Consider the following 18,103-nt stretch of genomic DNA (forward strand, 5'->3'; position numbering starts at 1 on the left):
AACCGTCTGCGTGTCTTCATGCTGGATCGTCCTTTTCATCGATCGATCCACCTTAAGCCCCTGTCTCAGAAACCGGCACCACCTCTGTTTCCGTTTGAAGCGAACGCGCGCTAGTGGTTCGTTTCCGACATTTGCATCCCATTTGTATCGCCCCCTCATTTCATCACGCATGAATGACCTGCGGCGGCGGAGCCTGCGAAAAGGTCGGCGACCGGCTTGGCCGGTGTGCATCAATGGGATAGCGTGCCGCCGCGACATGCTAAAAAGCCGCGCGATTCTCCGGGGACACCATGAACTTGAAGGCCGATCTCGACGCCACGGACTGGAAGATCCTGCGCGAACTGCAAAATGACGGCCGCATCACCAATGTCGAGCTGTCGCGCCGGGTCGGCATTTCCGCCCCGCCCTGCCTGCGCCGCGTCAAGCGGCTGGAAGAAACCGGGGTCATCCGCGGCTACCGCGCGCTGTTGAACAGCCCGGCGCTCGGCTTCGATGTCGTGGCCTTCTGTCTCGTCGGGCTGCACCACCAGTCCGAGGCGGATCTGAAGGCGTTTTCCGACCGCGCCGTCGGCTGGCCGATCGTGCGCCGCGCCTGGATGGTGTCGGGCGATTCGGACTTCATGCTGCACTGCGTGGCGACCGACCTCGCCACGTTCCAGAATTTCGTCATCGAAAAGCTGACATCGGCGCCCAATGTCGACACGGTGCGCACTGCCCTGACGATCCGCCAGATCAAGGACGAGGGGCTGGTGGAGATTGCTTGACGGCAAACGCCGCCTTCAGGCGGCTACCGCGCCTATTCAAACGGAACCTTCGCCCATCGTTTATCCGTCAGGCGAGTGACTGCAATCGTTCGTACAAAGCGAACAAACTTGAAGAAGGGCCGCTTGATCTCACGCCATAGTTTGGCCAAGCCGCGCGGCTTGCGCTGCGCCCTTTCCTCGTGCAGGTCGCTGCCCAGGCCAAGTTCGCCCTTTCGATCCTTCACCACGAAATCCTGTATGCAAACGGCCGGCACCAACTGAAACGTTTGCAGCGAAGCGGCAGAAGCAAGTTCTGGATTGAATATGAAATGGTCGACTGGATTTGACAGTGACTGGCTCATCTGCAGCAGGCGTTGGGCGCCTTCGCTCGACACGATGTAGGCGCCTCCGCCGACATGTTTGTCTCGTAATTTATGCAGCGTGCGTTCGCCTACCGCTGCAGTCACGGCCTTATCGATTTGCGTTGGGTCGAGCTTTGTCTCGATCTTGACCACGTCTGTACCGGGCGGAATCCAGGATGCGTCACCCAATACCAGCTCCGCATCGAGCCCGAAATGCAGATCGTCCTCGAGGACAACCGCATAGGGCAAGCCCTCATCGACAATGCGTTGCCAGCATCGCCGATGGCTTAGAAAACAGGCCACCTCTCCGGGTGCAAGTCTGCGATCTGCATTTCTGTCGACCCAATGATCCAGTTCGGTCGTCGACAGCGTCCGGCCATCGGTCGCCGCGATGCGCGTAAAGGCAAGGTCTAGTTCATCGAGGACACATGTCATGCGCTCCAACCGCTCGGGCGCTCGGTCCAGATTGATGAGAAAGATTTTCATTCACATGTCCGGGGCCGAACGGGAGGCGTTGCCCATGCCCAGTGTTCAACCAGGCAACCAGAAAACAACTGGGACGCCGCCCGCGTCCCTGTCGAGAATAGTGATCAGATCGGCTTCCAGCCGGGATCGACCTTGGAGGCTTCGGCGCGCCACAGATCGCCGTAATCGACGTCCTGCCAATCCTTGAACCAGGGGCCGCCATTGGTGAAATGGACAGCGCCCGGCAGCCCCGTCTCGGGCTTCTCGCTCCAGCCTTCCAGCCAGTTCCACCGCTCGGGCACAGCGCCGATCTCGTCGTCGGCCGCCCATTGCATGCGGTGCAGATAGGCGCCGGTCTCCCGGTTGATCACCTCCGGCGTCAAAGTTTTGGTCGACGGGTGCTCGCAATTGAACAGCATGAAGGACGACCAGTTCTTGCGCGGATAGACCGTCTGCACCTTGCCGTCCATCTTGGTGGCCGCCTTGGGCGTGTAGTCGTGCTGCACGCACATCACCGCCTTCGACGGGTCGCGATAGTCGAGCAGCTTCGCGACATCGTCCAGAAACAGGAAGTCGCAGTCGCAAAAGAGCGCCCAGCCCTTGTAGCCGGCCAACCACGGCGTGAAGAAGCGCGAATAGGTGAATTCCGTCGACGCCAGCGGATCGACCTCGCGCGTATAGGCGCCCTTCTCGACCAGATCGGCAAGCTTGATCGGATGCACGGCGACCGGAATGCTCGCCCGCTCGTGCAGCGTCTTTTCGGCAACGTCATAGGCGATGGGTTCGCGCGAATCCCAGCCGATATAGATGTCCAGTCTATCTTCCAACTTGCGATTCCCTCTTTCCGTATTTCGGTTTCCAGTCGTCCCCCGCCGGCCAAACATGGATGTTTCGCTCGTTTACCTTTTGCTCGATCCAGGCGCGCTCGTCGCCCCAGGTATGGCGATGCCACCCCTGCCAGCTGAACCCCGCAATCTCCACATCCCACTCATCCGCCGGCAAACGCGCAAGGGCATAGCGGATGCCGAAATAGCCCGTACTGGGAAATGTACGGTTCTCCAGAACCATGGAGGGGTCCAGTCCCAGTTCGATGCATCCCTCCTCATATTCATTCGGCGGCAACACCGCGATCATCTTGCCCGCATTGCCATACATCATCAGCGATGCCCAGGTCCATTCGGCCCGGCGTCCCCTGACCCGTTGCCACCAATTGGGCTTGAGCCCGAATTTTTCCACCGCCGTCGGATGAGACAGGAGAATGACCAGCTCCGCCGCCTGCACAATCGGCGATTTGGGGTATTTGGGATCGTTCAACCGGCGCTGCATCGGCTTACCGGTGTTGCACACGAACAGCCAATTCGTCCTGGTTCCGCTCATGCCGATGGACGCTTTCGGCTCGTTAAACCGCAGGACATGGTCACTGGCATCGACGCGCTCGGACAGATCCTCGAGCAGGACACCGTTGCCGACGACGAACAACCGCTTTTTCGCCATGCAGGCGCCCCTCCATCATGTCACGCGGTCGGTCGGCGCGACGAGTCAAAACCGTATACAGCATTGCGCATGCGCACTTGCAACCGGTAGAGGGGCCGCCACACCTCGCGTGCCAGTATATCAGACACCGATTTCGACTTACCCTGGATCGTCGTGCCGCCGAGCGCGTCGTCGATCTCGCGAATGCATACGGGCTTTGCCGTCAGCACGCGCACCCCGTGCAGCCAGCGCATCTGCACGGTCGTGTCGACCGGCCGGTCGAATTGCGCAGTAAAAGCGAGAAGCGCACGCGCCGCCTCGCGGCCGACAAGCTGCGCCTGCATGCCGAGGCCGGGATGGCGCGGCGCAACGACCGTCGCGTCGCCGGCCCGGGCGACGACCGGCCCGACTTCCCGCCGCTCCACCTTGGGAAAGCGCAGAATGTCGCCCGGGCCGAGCGTGGCAAGGGCGAGATCAAGCATCGGGCCGAAGGCGTCGGCATCCGTTTCCACGTCGTCCTCGATGATGAGCCCGGCATCGAGACCTCGGTCGAGAATGGTCTGCCAGGCCTTGCGATGCGACCGGAAGCAGGCGACTTCCGATGTCCGCAGTACAAACGGATAACGCGGCCGATGCAGGCGCGGCCGGTAGACTGCAGCAATCTCCGCCTGCGACAGGGCCTGTCCGTCCACCGCCTCGACGACCGAGCCGGCCATCGGCAGGACGTCCAGCAGCTTTTTCACCTGCGGCGCCCGCCCGGTGGCGCGCGCCAGATGTATGATGAGGGCCTCGACCTTCACGACCCGCTCCACACGCGCTCATAGACAGCGCCGATGGCTTTGGCTTCTCTGGCCAGATCGAAACGCGCCCGCACGTCGATCAAGGCCGCCTTGCCGTGATTTTCCGTCTGCGCCGGGTCGTCCAGATAGGGGCGGATGGCCGCCGTCAGCGCCTGTCCGTCGCCCGCCGGCACGACGTCGCCGGTGCGGCCCGGCGCGATCATCTCGGCATAGGCCCCGGCGTCGCTCGCCACGACGGCGCTCTGCGAGGCCATGGCTTCCAGCGGCGTCAGGCCAAAACCCTCGTTGCGCGACGGCGCGACATAGAGAGAGATGCGCCGGTACCAGACCTTGATGTCCGGCACCTCGCCGAGAAACAGGATGCGTTCGGAAAGTCCTGCCGCATCGATGCGGCGCTCCAGCTCGCGGGCAAACGCGGCATGCTCCGACGTCACGCGCCCGGTGATCACCGCCGTCCAGTCGGGATGATCCGGCAGCAGCGCGATCATCGCGTCGACAAACAGGTCCGTTCCCTTCTGGTGCCGCACACGACCGAAGCAGCCGATGCCGTAGCGGCCAGGCAGACCGGATGCGGCCCATGCATCCTCACTCGACGCAGGCGGATGAAAACGCTCCAGGTCGACGCCGTGCATGATGACCTCGTACGGCACGGCGAGATAGGAACCGGAGCGCACACTGGTGGCAATCACCGCATCCATGCGCGCAATCAGCCGCTTGGTGAACGGCTTGTGGTCGCGCTGGGCGGCGGAGGTGAAGACGAGCCTGAGCGGCGCCCTGAAGACCTGTTTCAGCACGAGCCCGGCGATCATCTCGACATTGCGCCGCGCATGCCAGATGCGGAACGGCCGGCCCGCCGGCCGCCGCAACAGCGCCGGCAATTGCCGCCAGCGCATCTTTGGCAGGTTGTCCGGCAGTCCCGGTCCGAGCGTCGCAATGCCGAGCCTGCGCGCCTGCAGCGGCACCAACTGCACGATCGTGGAGGTTACGCCCGACAGCCGCTTCTTGAAATTGGGCGCCACGACCTCGACCGATTTCATGTCGAGGGTGCGTGAACCCCGCTTTTCCTGCAGCATCGGCCTTGCCGTTTCCGTTGTCGGGATCAACCCACTTTCGGTCCTTTTGCCGCCATTCAGGCGAAGCGGACCTGTACGATCTCGAAGCCGCGCGCGCCGCCGGGGGCATTGACCTCGACGGCGTCGCCGACTTCCTTGCCGATCAGCGCCCGCGCGATCGGCGAGGAAATGGAGATGCGGCCCGACTTCACGTCGGCTTCCTGGTCGCCGACGATCTGGTAGGTCTTTTCTTCCTCGGTGTCCTCGTCGACGAGCACCACCGTGGCGCCGAACTTGACCGTGCCGCCGGAGAGCTTCGAAACGTCGATCACCTCGGCGCGCGCGATCAGATCCTCCAGCTCGCCGACACGACCCTCGTTCAGGCTCTGGGACTCCTTGGCGGCGTGATATTCGGCGTTCTCGGAAAGGTCGCCATGCGAACGGGCCTCGGCAATCGCCTCGATGATGCGCGGCCGTTCTTCCTGCTGGCGCCAGCGCAGCTCCTCTTTCAGCGTATCAAAACCGTTAGCGGTCATCGGGACCTTGATCATACCTTCTGGACCTTTCCTGCTTTCGGCACCCATCGACCACGCAGGCCATTTTGGGCGCAAAAAGAAACGGTCCGCAAGCAAGAGCCAACGGAACCGCCACACTCGAATTGCATGAGATATAGCAATCTCCGGACCGATTTTCACGTCAAAAAATGGCCGGCCGGTTTTGCGCGGCGTGTCGGCCGGGCCGCGCCGCCGCGACGAGCTGTTTTCCCCTGCGTTCACTGCCTTGTGATAGGCGTCGTCGCCATTTCGCCCTCCTGCCCGACGACAAGTCGTCAAGACGCACCCATCTTGGCGCCATGAGAGCGCCCGGGACTGGAGGAGGACGAGGATGAACAGACTGACCTTTGCCGCGGCCGTCTTCACGATCCTGGCCTCTGCAGCCTTGCTGCTGACCAAGGGCGCGACGGCGCAGACCTTCGAGACGCAGGATGTGGCCGTTCAAGCCGATGTCGTCGTGGACGGCCTGGAACACCCCTGGGGACTGGCCTTCCTGCCGGACGGCGGCGCGATCGTCACCGAAAGGCCAGGACGCATCCGGCTGATTACCGATGATGGCCTGTCACCGCCGCTTGCCGGAGTGCCGCGGGTCGCCGCGCGTGGCCAGGGCGGCCTGCTCGACATCGCGCTGGCCCGCGATTTCGCCCAGAGCGGAGAAATCCATTTCTCCTATTCCCAGCCCGGCGAAGGCGGGGCCGGCACGGCGATCGCCCGCGCCAGGCTGGTGCGCGACGGCCGCGAACCGCGGCTCGACAATGTCGAGACGATCTTTTCCATGACCGGCAAGAGCCGCGCCAACAGGCATTTCGGCTCGCGCATCGTGGTGGCGCCCGACGGCACGCTGTTTTTCACCATCGGCGACCGCGGCGACAGCGCGCGCGCCCAGGACATGGCCGACCATGCCGGCGCCGTGCTGCGCATCAACCCGGACGGCACGGTTCCATCCGACAACCCCTCGCCCGACGGCGCACGACATCTGCCCGAAATCTGGTCCAAGGGGCACCGCAACCCGCAAGGCGCGGCCTTCGACCCCGTCACGCAATCTCTCTGGGTCACCGAGCACGGCGCGCGCGGCGGCGACGAACTCAACCAGCCGCAGGCCGGCAGGAATTACGGCTGGCCGGTCATTTCCTACGGCGTCCATTATTCCGGTGGCACAATCGGGCGCGGCACGCAGGCACCGGGCTATGAGCAGCCGCATCACTACTGGGATCCCTCGATCGCCCCTTCCGGCCTTGCCGTTTACCAGGGCGCCATGTTTCCCGAATGGCAGGGCGACTTTCTGGCCGGCGCGCTCAAATTCCAGCTTCTGGCGCGGCTGGCCCGCGACGACACGGGCCGGGTGACGGGCGAGGAGCGCCTGTTCGAGGGTGCCTTCGGGCGCATCCGCGATGTCGACGTCGCGCCCGACGGCTCGGTCTGGCTCCTTACCGACGAGGCCGACGGAAAGGTGATCCGGCTCACCCGCGCCGATTGAGCGGAGGCGCGCGCGAGATCACCCGCCCTTCGTCTCGAACGCCTCGATCCGGCCGGCCAGTTCGGCATACTCCTCGCAGCCGGTGCCGCAGCGCTTGGCGATCTCGTCGAGTTGCTCTCTCGCGGCGGGCAGGTCGCCCATTTGCAGATGCGCCTCGCCGAGATATTCGCGCGTCAGCACGTGGTCTGGATCGATCCTGAGCGCCTCCTCGTAATAGCCGAGGCCGACGAGCAGCTTGCCCTGCATGCGATTGGCGTAGCCGAGCATGTTGAGCACCCGTGGGTCGCCCCGGCTCTCGGCCAGCTTCAGGATATCGATCGCCTCGTCATAGCGTCCGGCATAGGCGAGAGCGCGGCCAGCCTCGAACAGGCTGTCGGTGTCGAGTTCGGATGATTTGGGCACGCATTTCTGCTGGCTCGAATCCCAGACCTTGCCGGCGCTGCACTGGTTGCCTGAACTGGAACCTCCTCCGTCGGCGGCATGGGCGGCAAAACCCCATGGCAGGGCGAGCGCGACAACCCCGGCGACGATATGGCTGCGTTTGAAGCGGTGCGGCATGCCTTCCTCCTCAACCTGCGAGCTTCATTGGCCCGACCATAAGCGTCTTTGCAGCCCGGTGGTCTCACATTGGTGTGACAGCTTCGCGCAACGCGTCCAGCCAGGACGGAACCGTGCGCCCTTCCCCGGACCCCGCCGCAATGCTATCGCACGCCTTTCCGACAATCGGATCGCGGAGCGCCCATGACACGGATACAGGCCAACCTCGTGCTTCTTTCGGCCGGCGCGTTATGGGGCATGGGCTTCATCGCCCAGTCGACGGCGATGGCGGTGATCGGGCCGTTTCTCTTCGTCGGCCTGCGCTTTGTCTGCGCCACGCTGGCGATGCTGCCCTTCGCCCTGCGCGAAGCACGTCAGGCGCGCGCACCGCTCACCCGGCGCGACTGGCGCGACTTCATCGTCATCGGCCTGTTGCTGTTTGGCGGCATGGCAAGCCAGCAATTGGGGCTCCTGACCACGACGGTGACCAATTCCGGCTTTCTGACCGGGCTTTACGTCGTCATGGTGCCGCTTCTGGCGGTGCTGCTGTTTCGTCAAAAGCCGCATCCGGTGGTCTGGCCGGCGGCCTTTGCCGCGCTCGCCGGCATCTGGCTGCTCTCCGGCGGCTCGATCAGCCGGCTGAGCACCGGCGACTGGCTGACCATCCTGTGTGCCTTGTTCTGGGCGCTCCAGATGATCGCCATTGCCCGCCACGCCAACCATACAGGCCGCCCGGTAACGCTGGCGGTGACCCAGTTCGCCGTCTGCGCGGGCGTGGCGCTGGCCATCGCCGCCGTCTTCGAACCCGTCGACCCTGCCGCCATCCGCCTCGCCCTGCCCGAAATCCTCTATGCGGGCATCGTCTCCGGCGGCATCGCCTTCACGCTGCAGGCGATCGGCCAGCGCTACACGACCGCGCCGCAGGCGGCCATTTTCCTGTCGTCGGAGGCGGTCTTTGCGGCCGTCTTCGGTGCCATCTTCCTCGGCGAACGCCTGCCGGCGGGTGGTCTGGCCGGATGCGCCCTCATTTTCGGCGCCATCCTGGCGGTCGAGGCGCTGCCGCTCCTTCTGGTGCGTCGCAGGCGCGCCTGACAACCCTTCATGCGGGTTGCGATTGCATCAGGGCGCAGTTGAATACATTATTGGCCGGAGGCGGGGGCGCTGAGGAGTATCGGCGTGCAGAAACCTGTCGAACCGGAATGGTCCCTGTCGATCGGTCCCGAAACGGTGCGCTTGTTCGTCACCAAGGCGAAGGCGATCAGTGCCGCCGTGTCGAACGACTACTTTGACGGCGCCGAGCACGAGGTCGAATTCGACGGCGACCATGACGGACACTTCCATGACGGGCTGGTCGAGGAGGAATCCCAGGATCTGACCGAAGAAGAATTGCGCGAACTGATCAACGACCTCAACGTCGACGAGGCGGCCGATCTGGTCGCCATCGCCTGGATCGGCCGCGGCGACTACGACGCGTCGGAATGGGACGACGCGGTCGGCGAGGCGCGCCTGCGCGGCAATCGGCAGACCGCGAAATATCTCCTCGGCATGCCGATGCTGGCCGATTATCTCGAGGGCGGGCTCGAAGCGATCGGCGCCTGACACGTGGCGCGACCCGGATCGGCCGGCACATTTTTCATGCGCGACACGCGATTTGAACGCGCCAGCCTTGCCACCCAAAACGGTCGAGGTTCTCATCGGCGCTCAATGGGCAGTGTGATTCAACACATGAGCCGGCCGAATCGAATTGTGAGCAATGCGCGCCAAGCCATTGCCGCCACGATATTTCTGGCCGTCACCATGGCTGGCGTTGCCGGCGCCGCACCGAACCTGCCCGAAACGGTTCCCCTGCCTGGACAACGCCCCGCCGGCGCGGCCGGCGACGCCGCTCGCGCCAACAAAAGCGCCTGCCAGAAAAAGCTGAAGGCGCTCGGCGTCGGGTTCAGTCCTCAACCGCCGGTGGTCGAAGGCGGCGGCTGCGCCATCGAGCGTCCGGTGCTGGTCGAGCGGCTTGCGCCCGGCATCGCCCTCGAACCGCCTGCCCTCGTCAACTGCGCCACGGCGGAGACGGCGGCGCGCTTTGCCCGCGATATCGTGGCTCCCGCAGCCAAGGAGCACCTCGGCGCAGGGCTCGTCTCCGTCCGCCAGTCGTCGGGCTATGTCTGCCGACCGCGAAACGGCACAAAGAAGCTCTCCGAACACGCTTTCGGCAATGCGCTCGACATTTCCGGCTTCGTCCTGGCGGATGAGCGCACCATACCCGTCGCGGCAAGCGGCAACCGTGCGGTGCGCGACTTCCTGCGCGAAGTGCGCGGGGCGGCCTGCGGTCCGTTCAAGACCGTTCTGGGCCCCGGCTCCAACGCCGACCATGCGCATCATTTCCACTTCGACCTGGCCAAGCGGAGAAACGGCGCCACCTATTGCCGCTGATGGTGGAAACGTGACGCTCGGTGCCGGAACGCAATAGATTGGCCCAGTGCCAATTACAGCGCGATCGCGGTTTCGTCCTTTCCGGTCCGGATCACCATCATTGTCCAATACCGCGCAACATTGGCCCGGTCCTGGAACAGCCGATGACACAGTGCATCGTACTCTTCCATGTCGCGCAGCCGCAGCATCAGGACGGCATCGACCTCCCCTGTCACGGCATGAGCCTGGGCTACCGCTTCCTCCCTGGCCGCCAGATCGAGAAATTGCCGCGTATTCGGCTCACCGTGAAGCCTCAGTTCCACCGTCACCACGGCTCTCAACGTGCGCCCAGCCTTGGCAGGGTTCAAAAGCGCGACAATCCGGTCGATGACGCCGGCCTGACGAAGCCGTCGAATCCGCCGCAAGCAGCTCGAAGGGGACAGGCCGACCTCGTCGGCCATGGAGGCATTCGTTCGCGACGCATCGCGCTGCAGCAGGTTTAGAAGTTTCCTGTCGATTCGATCCATCCGCATCTCCAAGATCGCAAGATCCAGCATGCAATAAAATTGCATCGATGTGCAATTTTTGACCGCAAATCCGAATGGGACCGAGCTAGATGATGACGGCAACCTTTTGGGGAGACCGAGATGTCAGCGCTCAGATTCGCCGTCCACAAAACCCGGGAAACTCTGCAAATCTACTGGGAGCTTGTGCGCATCATGGTTCCGGTCACGATCGTGACCGAGGTGATGTCGCGAACCGGGTTGATCGACCTCGCCGCTCCTGCGCTGGCACCGCTCATGGGGCTTTTTGGGCTGCCGCCGGAACTGGGCCTTGCCTGGCTGACGGGAATGCTTGTGGGGATATGGGGCGCCATTGCCATGATCTTCACGCTGGTGCCCGCCACATCGATGAGCGTTGCCGACATTACGGTATTCTCGGCGCTTTTGCTGATCGCGCACGGCCTGCCGATCGAACAGAAGATCATCCAGAAGGCCGGGCCGGGAATTGCGGTCACCACGATGATCCGAATTGCTGGCGCAATCGTCTACGCAATGATCCTCCACCATCTGTATGCCTCAACCGGTTGGCTGGCGGAAACGCTGAACCCGACCTGGATACCGGTGGCTGGCTCCACTGATTGGACGGGATTCTTCACGGGGCTCATGGAGGCGCTTGCCTACATGCTCGCCATTCTCCTGGCTCTTGCCTGGGGGCTGGAGATTTTGAAGCTGACAGGCCTCATGGCGCTCTTGATGAAGACGCTCGCCCCGACCCTGCGCCTGGCCGGAATCAAGGATGAGACGGGCCAGTTCACCGCCGTCGGCTTGTTTCTGGGCATATCCTATGGTGGCGGATTGCTGATCCGCGAAGCGCGATCAGGCAACCTGTCGCCGCGCCAGGTCTTCATTTCATGCGTCTTCATGGGATTTGCACATAGCATTGTCGAGGACACTTTGATCGTGATGGCATTGGGCGCCGACGTTTTCGGCGTGCTCGCCGGGCGGCTTGTATTCGCCGTCGCAGCAACTGCTCTGATTGCGCATCTCTTGCGGTCAATCCCGGACGACACCTTCTTTGCATGGGCGTTTCGGCGCGCAAATTCCCGGTCAGCGGCAGGTGCATAGATTGGAATGCCAAGGCTATTGAACGGTTGCGTCCGTGCTTGATGAGACCGTTCATCGCTCCACACGCTTGTGGCGCAACGGCTGCAAACCCGCCTGTACCAATGCCAGTCCAACGTCTCGAGAGCTCGAATCCGCCCATTTCGATCGAAGGGACTTGGCCCGGCGGAAACACGGCGCCGCCTGTTGTCGCTAATGGTGGAACCTTGATTCTCGGTGCCGCAACCAGACATTCTCCGCACTGTCGCGAACGGCTGCTTTAAGAACCGCTTGGCACTTTCAAAGCAGTCGGGCACCTGGACCATCTTTGGCCAGGTGATCGTCCTCGTTAACCAGAGGGCATCGTTTTACGCTGATGCACCCACAGCCGATGCACATCGCCATCTTGTCGCGGAGCGCCGTCAGAAGCTCGATCCGCCGCGTCAGATCGTCATGCCAGATTTCGGAGATGCGCGCCCAATCCTCTGTGTTGGGGGTGGAATCGCGAGGCAGATGAGAGAGCGCTCCGGAAATCTCGGAGAGCGGGATGCCCACGCTCTGAGCGACCTTGATGATTGTCACGCGCCTCAGGATTTCACGTCGATAGACTCGATGGTTGGCCATATTCCTCTCGGACGAGATCAACCCCTTCCGTTCATAGAAATGGAGCGTTGAGATGGGCAATCCGCTGCGGCGCGCGACCTCTCCAACGGACAAATCTTTCTTTGCCATGCGAAATCTCCTTGACCTCAACCAATGTTCAGGCCGTAGCAGCGTGTTCGTCAAGTGGAGACAAGTATGGCTGATGCGGACACCAAGGCTGAGTTGGATACAGAGACTTTCGTTTCTTGGCGGGAGTTTCTGGGAAGATCTTACGCACCATCGCTGGCGTTGATTTGCCTTGCCGTCTGGTTGCATGCCGCAGACAGCCTGATCGTCGCCACAATGCTTCCCTCGATCGTGTCGGAGATCGGGGGAACTGCCTTGGTGGGTTGGTCTGTCTCGCTGTATGAGATCGGGTCTATTGTCGCCGGGGCTGCCGGCGCATTGCTGGCGATGCGCTACGGTCTGCGTAAACCGATGAGCATGGCTGCTGCCCTCTTTGGGTTTGGTTGCGTCCTTAGCGCTGTCAGCCCGGCCATGGAACTGCTCCTGATTGGCCGCGCATTGCAGGGACTCGGCGGCGGTGGCTTGGCGGCAATGGGTTTCGTCGCCATCGGCGTGATCTTTTCGCGCCGCTATACCGCGCGTGCCATGGCGGCGGTTTCGACCCTCTGGGGCGTCTCCGCCTTCATTGGACCGCTGGTCGGCGGCTTCTTCGTGGAATACGCGACCTGGCGATGGGGCTTTGCCTTCTTTGCGCTCCAAGCGTTCGTCCTCGCACTCTGGATCATCTTGCGAGGCGATACAGGCGCGGCGCGGCCCACGACCGACGCTGCCGGGTTTCCTGTCAGACGTCTGTCGTTGTTGTGTTTTGCTGTCGTCCTGATCGCCTTTGGTGGCGTGGAGATCACAATCGTACGAACGACCTCTTCCATTGCCACCGGTCTGATCTGTCTGATCGGTTTTCTGTGGCTGGACGGGCGTGCAGGCGACACGCGGCTTCTTCCCGTTCGCCCGTTCGATCTGCGGCACCCGACCGGCGCCGCGCTGTTCATGATCTTGTCCCTGTCGATGGCGACAATCGCCATCACAGCTTTCGGGCCGCTTCTGGTCACGACGATCCACGGTGCATCCGCCTTGACGGCCGGATACATCGTTGCCTGTTCGTCCATTGGCTGGACAGTCATGGCCGTTCTGGTCAGTGGATCGCCCGAGCGGTTCGATCGGCTGCTGATCGCGCTCGGCATGACGGTCGTGGCCTTCAGTATCGTCGGGTTCCTCTATGCGGTTCCGAATGGCCCGGTCTGGCTGATCGCCGTCTTTGCTGCGCTGGAAGGTGGCGGCTTCGGAATGGCGTGGACCTTCATCCTAAGGCGAACCACCGCACTCGCCGATGAAAATGAGGTCCGGCGGATTTCCGGGGCGATCCCCACAATACAAAGACTCGGCTACGCTCTCGGCGCGGCCTATGTCGGGATCGTGGCAAATGCTTCGGGCCTACTTTCCATGGAGACCGCCGCAGAGGCTGCGGACGTTGCCAGTTGGACCTTCTTATCATGCCTGCCCTTTGCGGCAGTTGGGCTGATCGCAATGGGCGCACTGGTACGTGATCAAATCGAAGTCTCGGGCGGATGAGCCCCAGACCATGTCCCGTTCAAAAGGGGACGTTGGTCAAACGGCCGGTGCATAGATTGGAATGCCAGGGATTTTGACCGGTTGCGTCCGTGCCTGATGAGACCGTTGGAGTCGATCCAACCCGGAACAGTCATTCCGCCTTCTTGATCGGCGGCGGACTCCAGTTTCCGTTCAATGCCGCTTCCTTCGGCCAGTAGAGCCGCATGGCTATATAGATCGGGCCGTCCGGAGCCGGCAGCCAGTTGGACTCCTTGTCGGCACCCGGCGACTCGTTCTGCACATAGATGGTCAGCGAGCCGTCCGCGTTCTTTTCGCGTTCGTTGTCATGAGCGTAGCGCTGCCGGCACATTTCGGCCACACATCCGAACCCGGCGCTGAACTTTCGTTTACCCTTTGACTTTAGCCTGTTCCGGCAACCGCTGGAGCATGACCCGAAAACTGGACGCCGGTTTTCGGAAAAGATCATGTTCAAACAGGACGTTGGACGATGACGCCGATTCAACGAAGCGGCATCGCGGTCGAGGGACGGCAGACTTCATGCATAAGCAACAGGACAGTGGCGAGGGTTCGCATCGCGGCGCCATAGCCGGGCGCCTGCTGGGCGGCGTCTGGCTTGCCGTTCTGGCCGCCTGTTCCGTGTCGGAGACCCTGCGCCCGTCGGTCGATGTGGGCATCGAGACTGGCTCGACGCACTATGCCGCCGCCCCCGCCGAGCCGGGTGGCCCGGTTCCGCTGCCCCCGGCGCCTGTCGGGGGCCCGTCCGGCCAAATGGCCGCCGCCGCGCCGATGACGGCTGCCGCAGCGCCGGCGATTTCCGATCCTTATGCCCAGGACACCGGCGGCCCGACCCCGCCCGCATCGATTGCCGCAGCGACGCCGCAGGCCACCGTCGTTGCCGCCGCGCCGGCCGCCACAATGGCTGCGGCTACGGCGGCTCCACCTCCGGCGCAGCCAGCGGCCATCCCATCGACGACAGAAACGCAAACCGTCTCCACGGCGCCCGTGCAGATGGCGGCGGCGTCCGCGGCTGCCTTGCCGTCCAGCCTGCCGCAACCCGCGGCAAAACCGGTGGTCGAGGCCTCGGCGTCGTCCGCCGGCGCAAGGAGCGGCCGCGGCATGCAGGCGCTGGTGCCGTCGAACCCGATGCTCGCCGGCTATCCGCGTCCGGATGCGCCCATGTCGCGCTCCCAGACCAACACCATGCCGGCCGACGAGGTCGCCTGCCGCCGCCAGCTCAAGCGGTTGGGCGTGCGCTATACCGATCAGGCGCCGATCAGCGAGGGCAGTTGCGGCATCGACTGGCCGGTCAGGGTGTCGAGCCTGTCGGGCAATATCGCGATGAAGCCGGCCGCCACGCTCACCTGCGACATGGTGCTCGCCTTTGCCCAATGGACAAAGAACGAGCTCGCACCGGCTGCGCGCTGGCGCTACATGTCGGGCATAAAGACCATTCATCAGGGATCGAGCTATTCCTGCCGCCGCATCGCCGGCACGCGCACCCTGTCCGAGCACGGCAAGGGCAACGCGCTCGACGTCATGCGCATCGAACTCAACAACGGTCGCGACATCGACGTGCGCCGCCCCGGGCTCTTCGCCTTCCGCCAGCGCGGTCTGTTGAACAATGTGCGCTCCGATGCGTGCAGCTATTTCACCACCGTTCTCGGGCCCGGCTACAATGCCGACCACAAGGACCATTTCCACTTCGACATCAAGCAGCGCCGCAGCGGGCACCGCGCCTGCCGCTGACGCCGGATCGCGCCCGTCTGGCCCTGTCAAGAATGCCGCCTGACGGGCATTCACAGACAGTGCCGTTTTCGCGTATGCTGCGCGGCTTGTACGCCGAGGCTTCGGCCGGAACATGTGTACCGGTCGTGGAATGTGTGATGCGTAGATGGAAGACGCACGGCACTACAGGGAGGCCGGCGCCACATGCGACGCTATTTCAGGACAAGACCGCTTGCGGCGGGTTTCGCCAGCATCACCATCCTCTACCTGGTCGCCGCTTATGTGGCCCTGCCCTATTTCTGGGAAGGCTATGACGAGCATCGTCCGCAAGAGGCCATGCTGACGACGACGCCGCAGGGCATTCCCGGCGGTCCGATCAATGTCGGACTGGTCGGCCAGCACGAGGACATCCTGAAGGCCTTCGCGGCCGCAAACTGGTATCCCGCCGATCCCATCACTCTGCGCTCGAGCCTCGCCATCGGCATCAGCGTCGTGCTCGACCGCACCTATGACGACGCGCCCGTCAGCACGCTCATCTATGACGGCCGCCGCCAGGACCTCGCCTTCGAGAAGACCGTGTCGAAGAATCCCGACCGCCGCCATCATGTGCGCCTGTGGCAGATGGTGGTCCGCACCGGCGAGGACGGCCGGCCGCTATGGCTCGGCGCGGCGAGCTTCGACCAGGGCATCGGCTTCAGCCACGACACGTTGCAGGTCACCCATTACATCTCGGCCGATCTCGACGCCGAACGCGACGGATTGATCGAGGATCTCGAAACCGCCGGCTATGTCAGCTCGGTCTCAGAAATCCCCGGCGTCGGCGCGACAACCGATGGGCGCAACGGCGAGGGCGACATCTACCGCACCGACGGCAAGGCGCTGATCGCCGTGCTGACGCCGACCGAGGCGCAATAGCGGGCCCGTGTCCTATCCCTCGGCCGGAACGGGCGTCGGATTGCCGTCCTTGTCGAGCGCCACCATGACGAAGTCGGCGTCGGTGACCTTCTCCATAAGCTGCGAAAGATAACGCTGCGCCCAGGCCTCGACCTTCAAGGTCATCGAGGTCCGGCCGACCCGCGTCACATGGGTGTAGATGCACAATGTATCGCCGATCTTCATCGGCTTGGCGAAGGACATTTCCTTGACCGCCGCCGTGACCACGCGGCCCCTGGCCCGTTCGGCCGCCCGGATGCCGCAGGCCAGATCCATCTGCGCCATCACCCAGCCGCCGAAAATGTCGCCCGCGGCGTTGGCGTCGCCCGGCATGGCGAGTGTGCGCAGGGTCAATTCGCCCGTCGGCTTCGTCCCGTTCTCGTTCATATCCCTCTCCAGTCCCGCCTCGTCCGCAAAAGCCATACGACGGATTCGCCCATCAAGATTATGCATGATTTCAGGCCGATGGAACGGCGCGTGGTGCTTTGACGCAATAGCGACCTCGCATGTCGTCATTGCTGCCGCACCATCGCGAGCCTCGCATAGGCTCTGGCGAAACACGCCGCACAGAGAGAGCACCCCTTGCCGACGATCAAAGCCGCGATCTGCCGTGAATTCGCCAAGCCCTTGTCGATCGAGGAGATCGAGATCGCCGATCCCGGCCCCGGCGAGGTTCTGGTGGACATCAAGGCCTGCGCCATCTGCCATTCCGACATCGCCTTCGCCGAGGGCGCGTGGGGCGGCGTCCTGCCCGCCATCTACGGCCACGAGGCGGCCGGCGTGGTGGAGGCGGTGGGCAGCGGCGTCACCGCGTTTTCGCCCGGCGACCATGTCGTCGTCACGCTCATCCGCTCCTGCGGCGACTGCCACTATTGCCGCAGGCAAAGCCGCGTCATGTGCGAGGAGGTCTTCCCGCTCGACCGCAGCGCGCCGCTCAAGAGCCCCGGCGGCGAGGAATACGAGCAGGCCATGCGCACCGGCGCTTTTGCCGAAAAGGCCCTGGTGCACGAAAGCCAGATCGTCGCCGTCCCTTCTGACATCGCCTTCGACAGCGCCTCGCTTCTGGCCTGCGGCGTCATTACCGGTTTCGGCGCGGTTGCCAACACGGCTCGGGTTTCGCCCGGCGACAACGTCGCCGTCATCGGCTGCGGCGGCGTCGGGCTCAACGCCATCCAGGCCGCCCGGATTTGCGGGGCGTCCGTGATCGCGGCGATCGACCTGTCAAAGGACAAGCTCGAAGCCGCGCTGGAATTCGGTGCGACGCATGCGTTCGATCCGGCGACCGAGGATGCCGCCGCCCGCATCAAGGCGCTCACCGACGGCCGCGGCGTCGATTTCGTCTTCGTGACGGTCGGCGCGAAAAAGGCCCTCGACGGGGCGTTCGATCTCATCACAAGGAACGGCGCAGTGGTGGTCGTCGGCATGCCGCCTTCCGGCGTGCTCGCCGAATACGACCCGGCAACCCTGGCGTCGTGGAACCAGAAGATCCTCGGCTCGAAGATGGGCGAGACCGACATCGCCACCGACATCCCCGCCCTGATCGGGCATTACAGGGACGGCCGCCTGAAGCTCGACGAGCTGATCACCGCCCCCTATGCGCTGGAAGAGATCAACGAGGCGATCGCCGCAGTGAAGGACGGCAAGGCGCTGCGCAATGTGATCGTGTTTTAGGGGAATAGGGGAACAGGGGAATAAATGAGTGGAGCATTGAGGCGGGTAGAAAGCGTCGGCATG

General features: G+C 63.6%; 21 protein-coding genes. 10 read left to right on the top strand and 11 right to left on the bottom strand.

Going from position 1 to position 18,103, the window contains the following annotated elements; translation table 11 throughout:
* Nucleotides 1-290 precede the first annotated feature (290 nt).
* Complete coding sequence (locus GM909_RS24515) at nt 291-764, top strand: Lrp/AsnC family transcriptional regulator (protein ID WP_157020162.1); 474 nt, start codon at nt 291-293, stop codon at nt 762-764.
* Nucleotides 765-796: 32 nt separating this feature from the next.
* Here GM909_RS24515 and GM909_RS24520 read toward each other — a convergent pair whose 3' ends face one another.
* The 6 genes from GM909_RS24520 to greA all read right to left on the bottom strand — a co-directional run bounded on the left by GM909_RS24520 (nt 797) and on the right by greA (nt 5,446).
* The gene (locus tag GM909_RS24520) at nt 797-1,591 is read right to left on the bottom strand and encodes a glycosyltransferase family 25 protein (protein ID WP_157020163.1); all 795 of its coding nucleotides are present in this window, start codon (nt 1,589-1,591) and stop codon (nt 797-799) included.
* Nucleotides 1,592-1,695: 104 nt separating this feature from the next.
* On the bottom strand, nt 1,696-2,397 hold the full coding sequence (locus GM909_RS24525) for a glycosyltransferase (protein WP_157020164.1): 702 nt from the start codon (nt 2,395-2,397) through the stop codon (nt 1,696-1,698).
* A complete protein-coding gene (locus tag GM909_RS24530; RefSeq protein ID WP_235912067.1) occupies nt 2,387-3,049 on the bottom strand; it encodes a hypothetical protein in 663 nt (220 codons plus the stop codon). Before GM909_RS24530 ends, GM909_RS24525 begins: the two co-directional genes overlap by 11 nt.
* Before the next feature lie 35 nt (nt 3,050-3,084).
* Nucleotides 3,085-3,843 carry a glycosyltransferase family 25 protein gene (locus tag GM909_RS24535; protein ID WP_157020166.1) on the bottom strand — a complete coding sequence of 253 codons (759 nt, stop codon included), beginning with the start codon at nt 3,841-3,843 and terminating at the stop codon, nt 3,085-3,087.
* Complete coding sequence (locus GM909_RS24540; protein ID WP_235912068.1) at nt 3,840-4,916, bottom strand: glycosyltransferase family 4 protein; 1,077 nt, start codon at nt 4,914-4,916, stop codon at nt 3,840-3,842. The genes GM909_RS24535 and GM909_RS24540 overlap by 4 nt, the downstream gene beginning before the upstream one ends.
* 56 nt (nt 4,917-4,972) lie before the next feature.
* Complete coding sequence (gene greA / locus GM909_RS24545) at nt 4,973-5,446, bottom strand: transcription elongation factor GreA (protein WP_157020185.1); 474 nt, start codon at nt 5,444-5,446, stop codon at nt 4,973-4,975.
* A gap of 334 nt (nt 5,447-5,780) precedes the next feature.
* Between greA and GM909_RS24550 the strand changes: the two genes are divergently transcribed.
* Nucleotides 5,781-6,926 (top strand): PQQ-dependent sugar dehydrogenase, encoded by a 1,146-nt coding sequence (locus GM909_RS24550; RefSeq protein WP_157020167.1) that lies wholly within the window; start codon nt 5,781-5,783, stop codon nt 6,924-6,926.
* A gap of 18 nt (nt 6,927-6,944) precedes the next feature.
* Here the strand turns inward: GM909_RS24550 and GM909_RS24555 are convergent, their stop codons facing one another.
* Nucleotides 6,945-7,484: a tetratricopeptide repeat protein gene (locus GM909_RS24555; protein WP_157020168.1), complete on the bottom strand. Its 540-nt coding sequence runs from the start codon at nt 7,482-7,484 to the stop codon at nt 6,945-6,947.
* Between the two features lie 183 nt (nt 7,485-7,667).
* Here GM909_RS24555 and GM909_RS24560 point away from each other — a divergent pair, with 183 nt between their 5' ends.
* The 3 genes from GM909_RS24560 (at nt 7,668) to GM909_RS24570 (ending at nt 9,890) form a co-directional block, all read left to right on the top strand.
* The gene (locus tag GM909_RS24560) at nt 7,668-8,555 is read left to right on the top strand and encodes a DMT family transporter (protein ID WP_157020169.1); all 888 of its coding nucleotides are present in this window, start codon (nt 7,668-7,670) and stop codon (nt 8,553-8,555) included.
* An 84-nt stretch (nt 8,556-8,639) separates the two neighbouring features.
* Entirely contained in the window at nt 8,640-9,062 is a 423-nt protein-coding gene (locus tag GM909_RS24565) for a DUF3775 domain-containing protein (protein WP_157020170.1), read from the top strand.
* A 126-nt stretch (nt 9,063-9,188) separates the two neighbouring features.
* The gene (locus tag GM909_RS24570; RefSeq protein WP_198174397.1) at nt 9,189-9,890 is read left to right on the top strand and encodes an extensin-like domain-containing protein; all 702 of its coding nucleotides are present in this window, start codon (nt 9,189-9,191) and stop codon (nt 9,888-9,890) included.
* 53 nt (nt 9,891-9,943) lie between these two features.
* Here the strand turns inward: GM909_RS24570 and GM909_RS24575 are convergent, their stop codons facing one another.
* Entirely contained in the window at nt 9,944-10,396 is a 453-nt protein-coding gene (locus GM909_RS24575) for an Lrp/AsnC family transcriptional regulator (RefSeq protein ID WP_157020186.1), read from the bottom strand.
* A gap of 120 nt (nt 10,397-10,516) precedes the next feature.
* On the opposite strand from GM909_RS24575, the gene GM909_RS24580 reads away from it, so the two are divergent.
* On the top strand, nt 10,517-11,497 hold the full coding sequence (locus GM909_RS24580) for a nucleoside recognition protein (protein ID WP_157020172.1): 981 nt from the start codon (nt 10,517-10,519) through the stop codon (nt 11,495-11,497).
* A gap of 276 nt (nt 11,498-11,773) precedes the next feature.
* Here the strand turns inward: GM909_RS24580 and soxR are convergent, their stop codons facing one another.
* A complete protein-coding gene (gene soxR / locus GM909_RS24585) occupies nt 11,774-12,205 on the bottom strand; it encodes a redox-sensitive transcriptional activator SoxR (RefSeq protein ID WP_157020173.1) in 432 nt (143 codons plus the stop codon).
* Between the two features lie 66 nt (nt 12,206-12,271).
* Between soxR and GM909_RS24590 the strand changes: the two genes are divergently transcribed.
* Nucleotides 12,272-13,711 (top strand): MFS transporter, encoded by a 1,440-nt coding sequence (locus GM909_RS24590; protein WP_157020174.1) that lies wholly within the window; start codon nt 12,272-12,274, stop codon nt 13,709-13,711.
* 130 nt (nt 13,712-13,841) lie between these two features.
* Here the strand turns inward: GM909_RS24590 and GM909_RS26355 are convergent, their stop codons facing one another.
* Nucleotides 13,842-14,177 (bottom strand): DUF1214 domain-containing protein, encoded by a 336-nt coding sequence (locus tag GM909_RS26355; RefSeq protein ID WP_268890795.1) that lies wholly within the window; start codon nt 14,175-14,177, stop codon nt 13,842-13,844.
* A 542-nt stretch (nt 14,178-14,719) separates the two neighbouring features.
* Between GM909_RS26355 and GM909_RS24600 the strand changes: the two genes are divergently transcribed.
* The gene (locus GM909_RS24600; RefSeq protein ID WP_157020187.1) at nt 14,720-15,457 is read left to right on the top strand and encodes an extensin-like domain-containing protein; all 738 of its coding nucleotides are present in this window, start codon (nt 14,720-14,722) and stop codon (nt 15,455-15,457) included.
* Nucleotides 15,458-15,640: 183 nt separating this feature from the next.
* On the top strand, nt 15,641-16,351 hold the full coding sequence (locus tag GM909_RS24605; protein ID WP_157020175.1) for an LssY C-terminal domain-containing protein: 711 nt from the start codon (nt 15,641-15,643) through the stop codon (nt 16,349-16,351).
* 12 nt (nt 16,352-16,363) lie between these two features.
* Here the strand turns inward: GM909_RS24605 and GM909_RS24610 are convergent, their stop codons facing one another.
* Nucleotides 16,364-16,756 carry an acyl-CoA thioesterase gene (locus GM909_RS24610; RefSeq protein WP_157020176.1) on the bottom strand — a complete coding sequence of 131 codons (393 nt, stop codon included), beginning with the start codon at nt 16,754-16,756 and terminating at the stop codon, nt 16,364-16,366.
* 195 nt (nt 16,757-16,951) lie between these two features.
* On the opposite strand from GM909_RS24610, the gene GM909_RS24615 reads away from it, so the two are divergent.
* The gene (locus GM909_RS24615) at nt 16,952-18,040 is read left to right on the top strand and encodes a Zn-dependent alcohol dehydrogenase (protein ID WP_198174398.1); all 1,089 of its coding nucleotides are present in this window, start codon (nt 16,952-16,954) and stop codon (nt 18,038-18,040) included.
* The last annotated feature ends 63 nt before the right edge of the window (nt 18,041-18,103 follow it).

Origin of the sequence: Mesorhizobium xinjiangense, from assembly GCF_009749525.1 — a bacterium.
Classification (GTDB): domain Bacteria; phylum Pseudomonadota; class Alphaproteobacteria; order Rhizobiales; family Rhizobiaceae; genus Mangrovimarina; species Mangrovimarina xinjiangensis.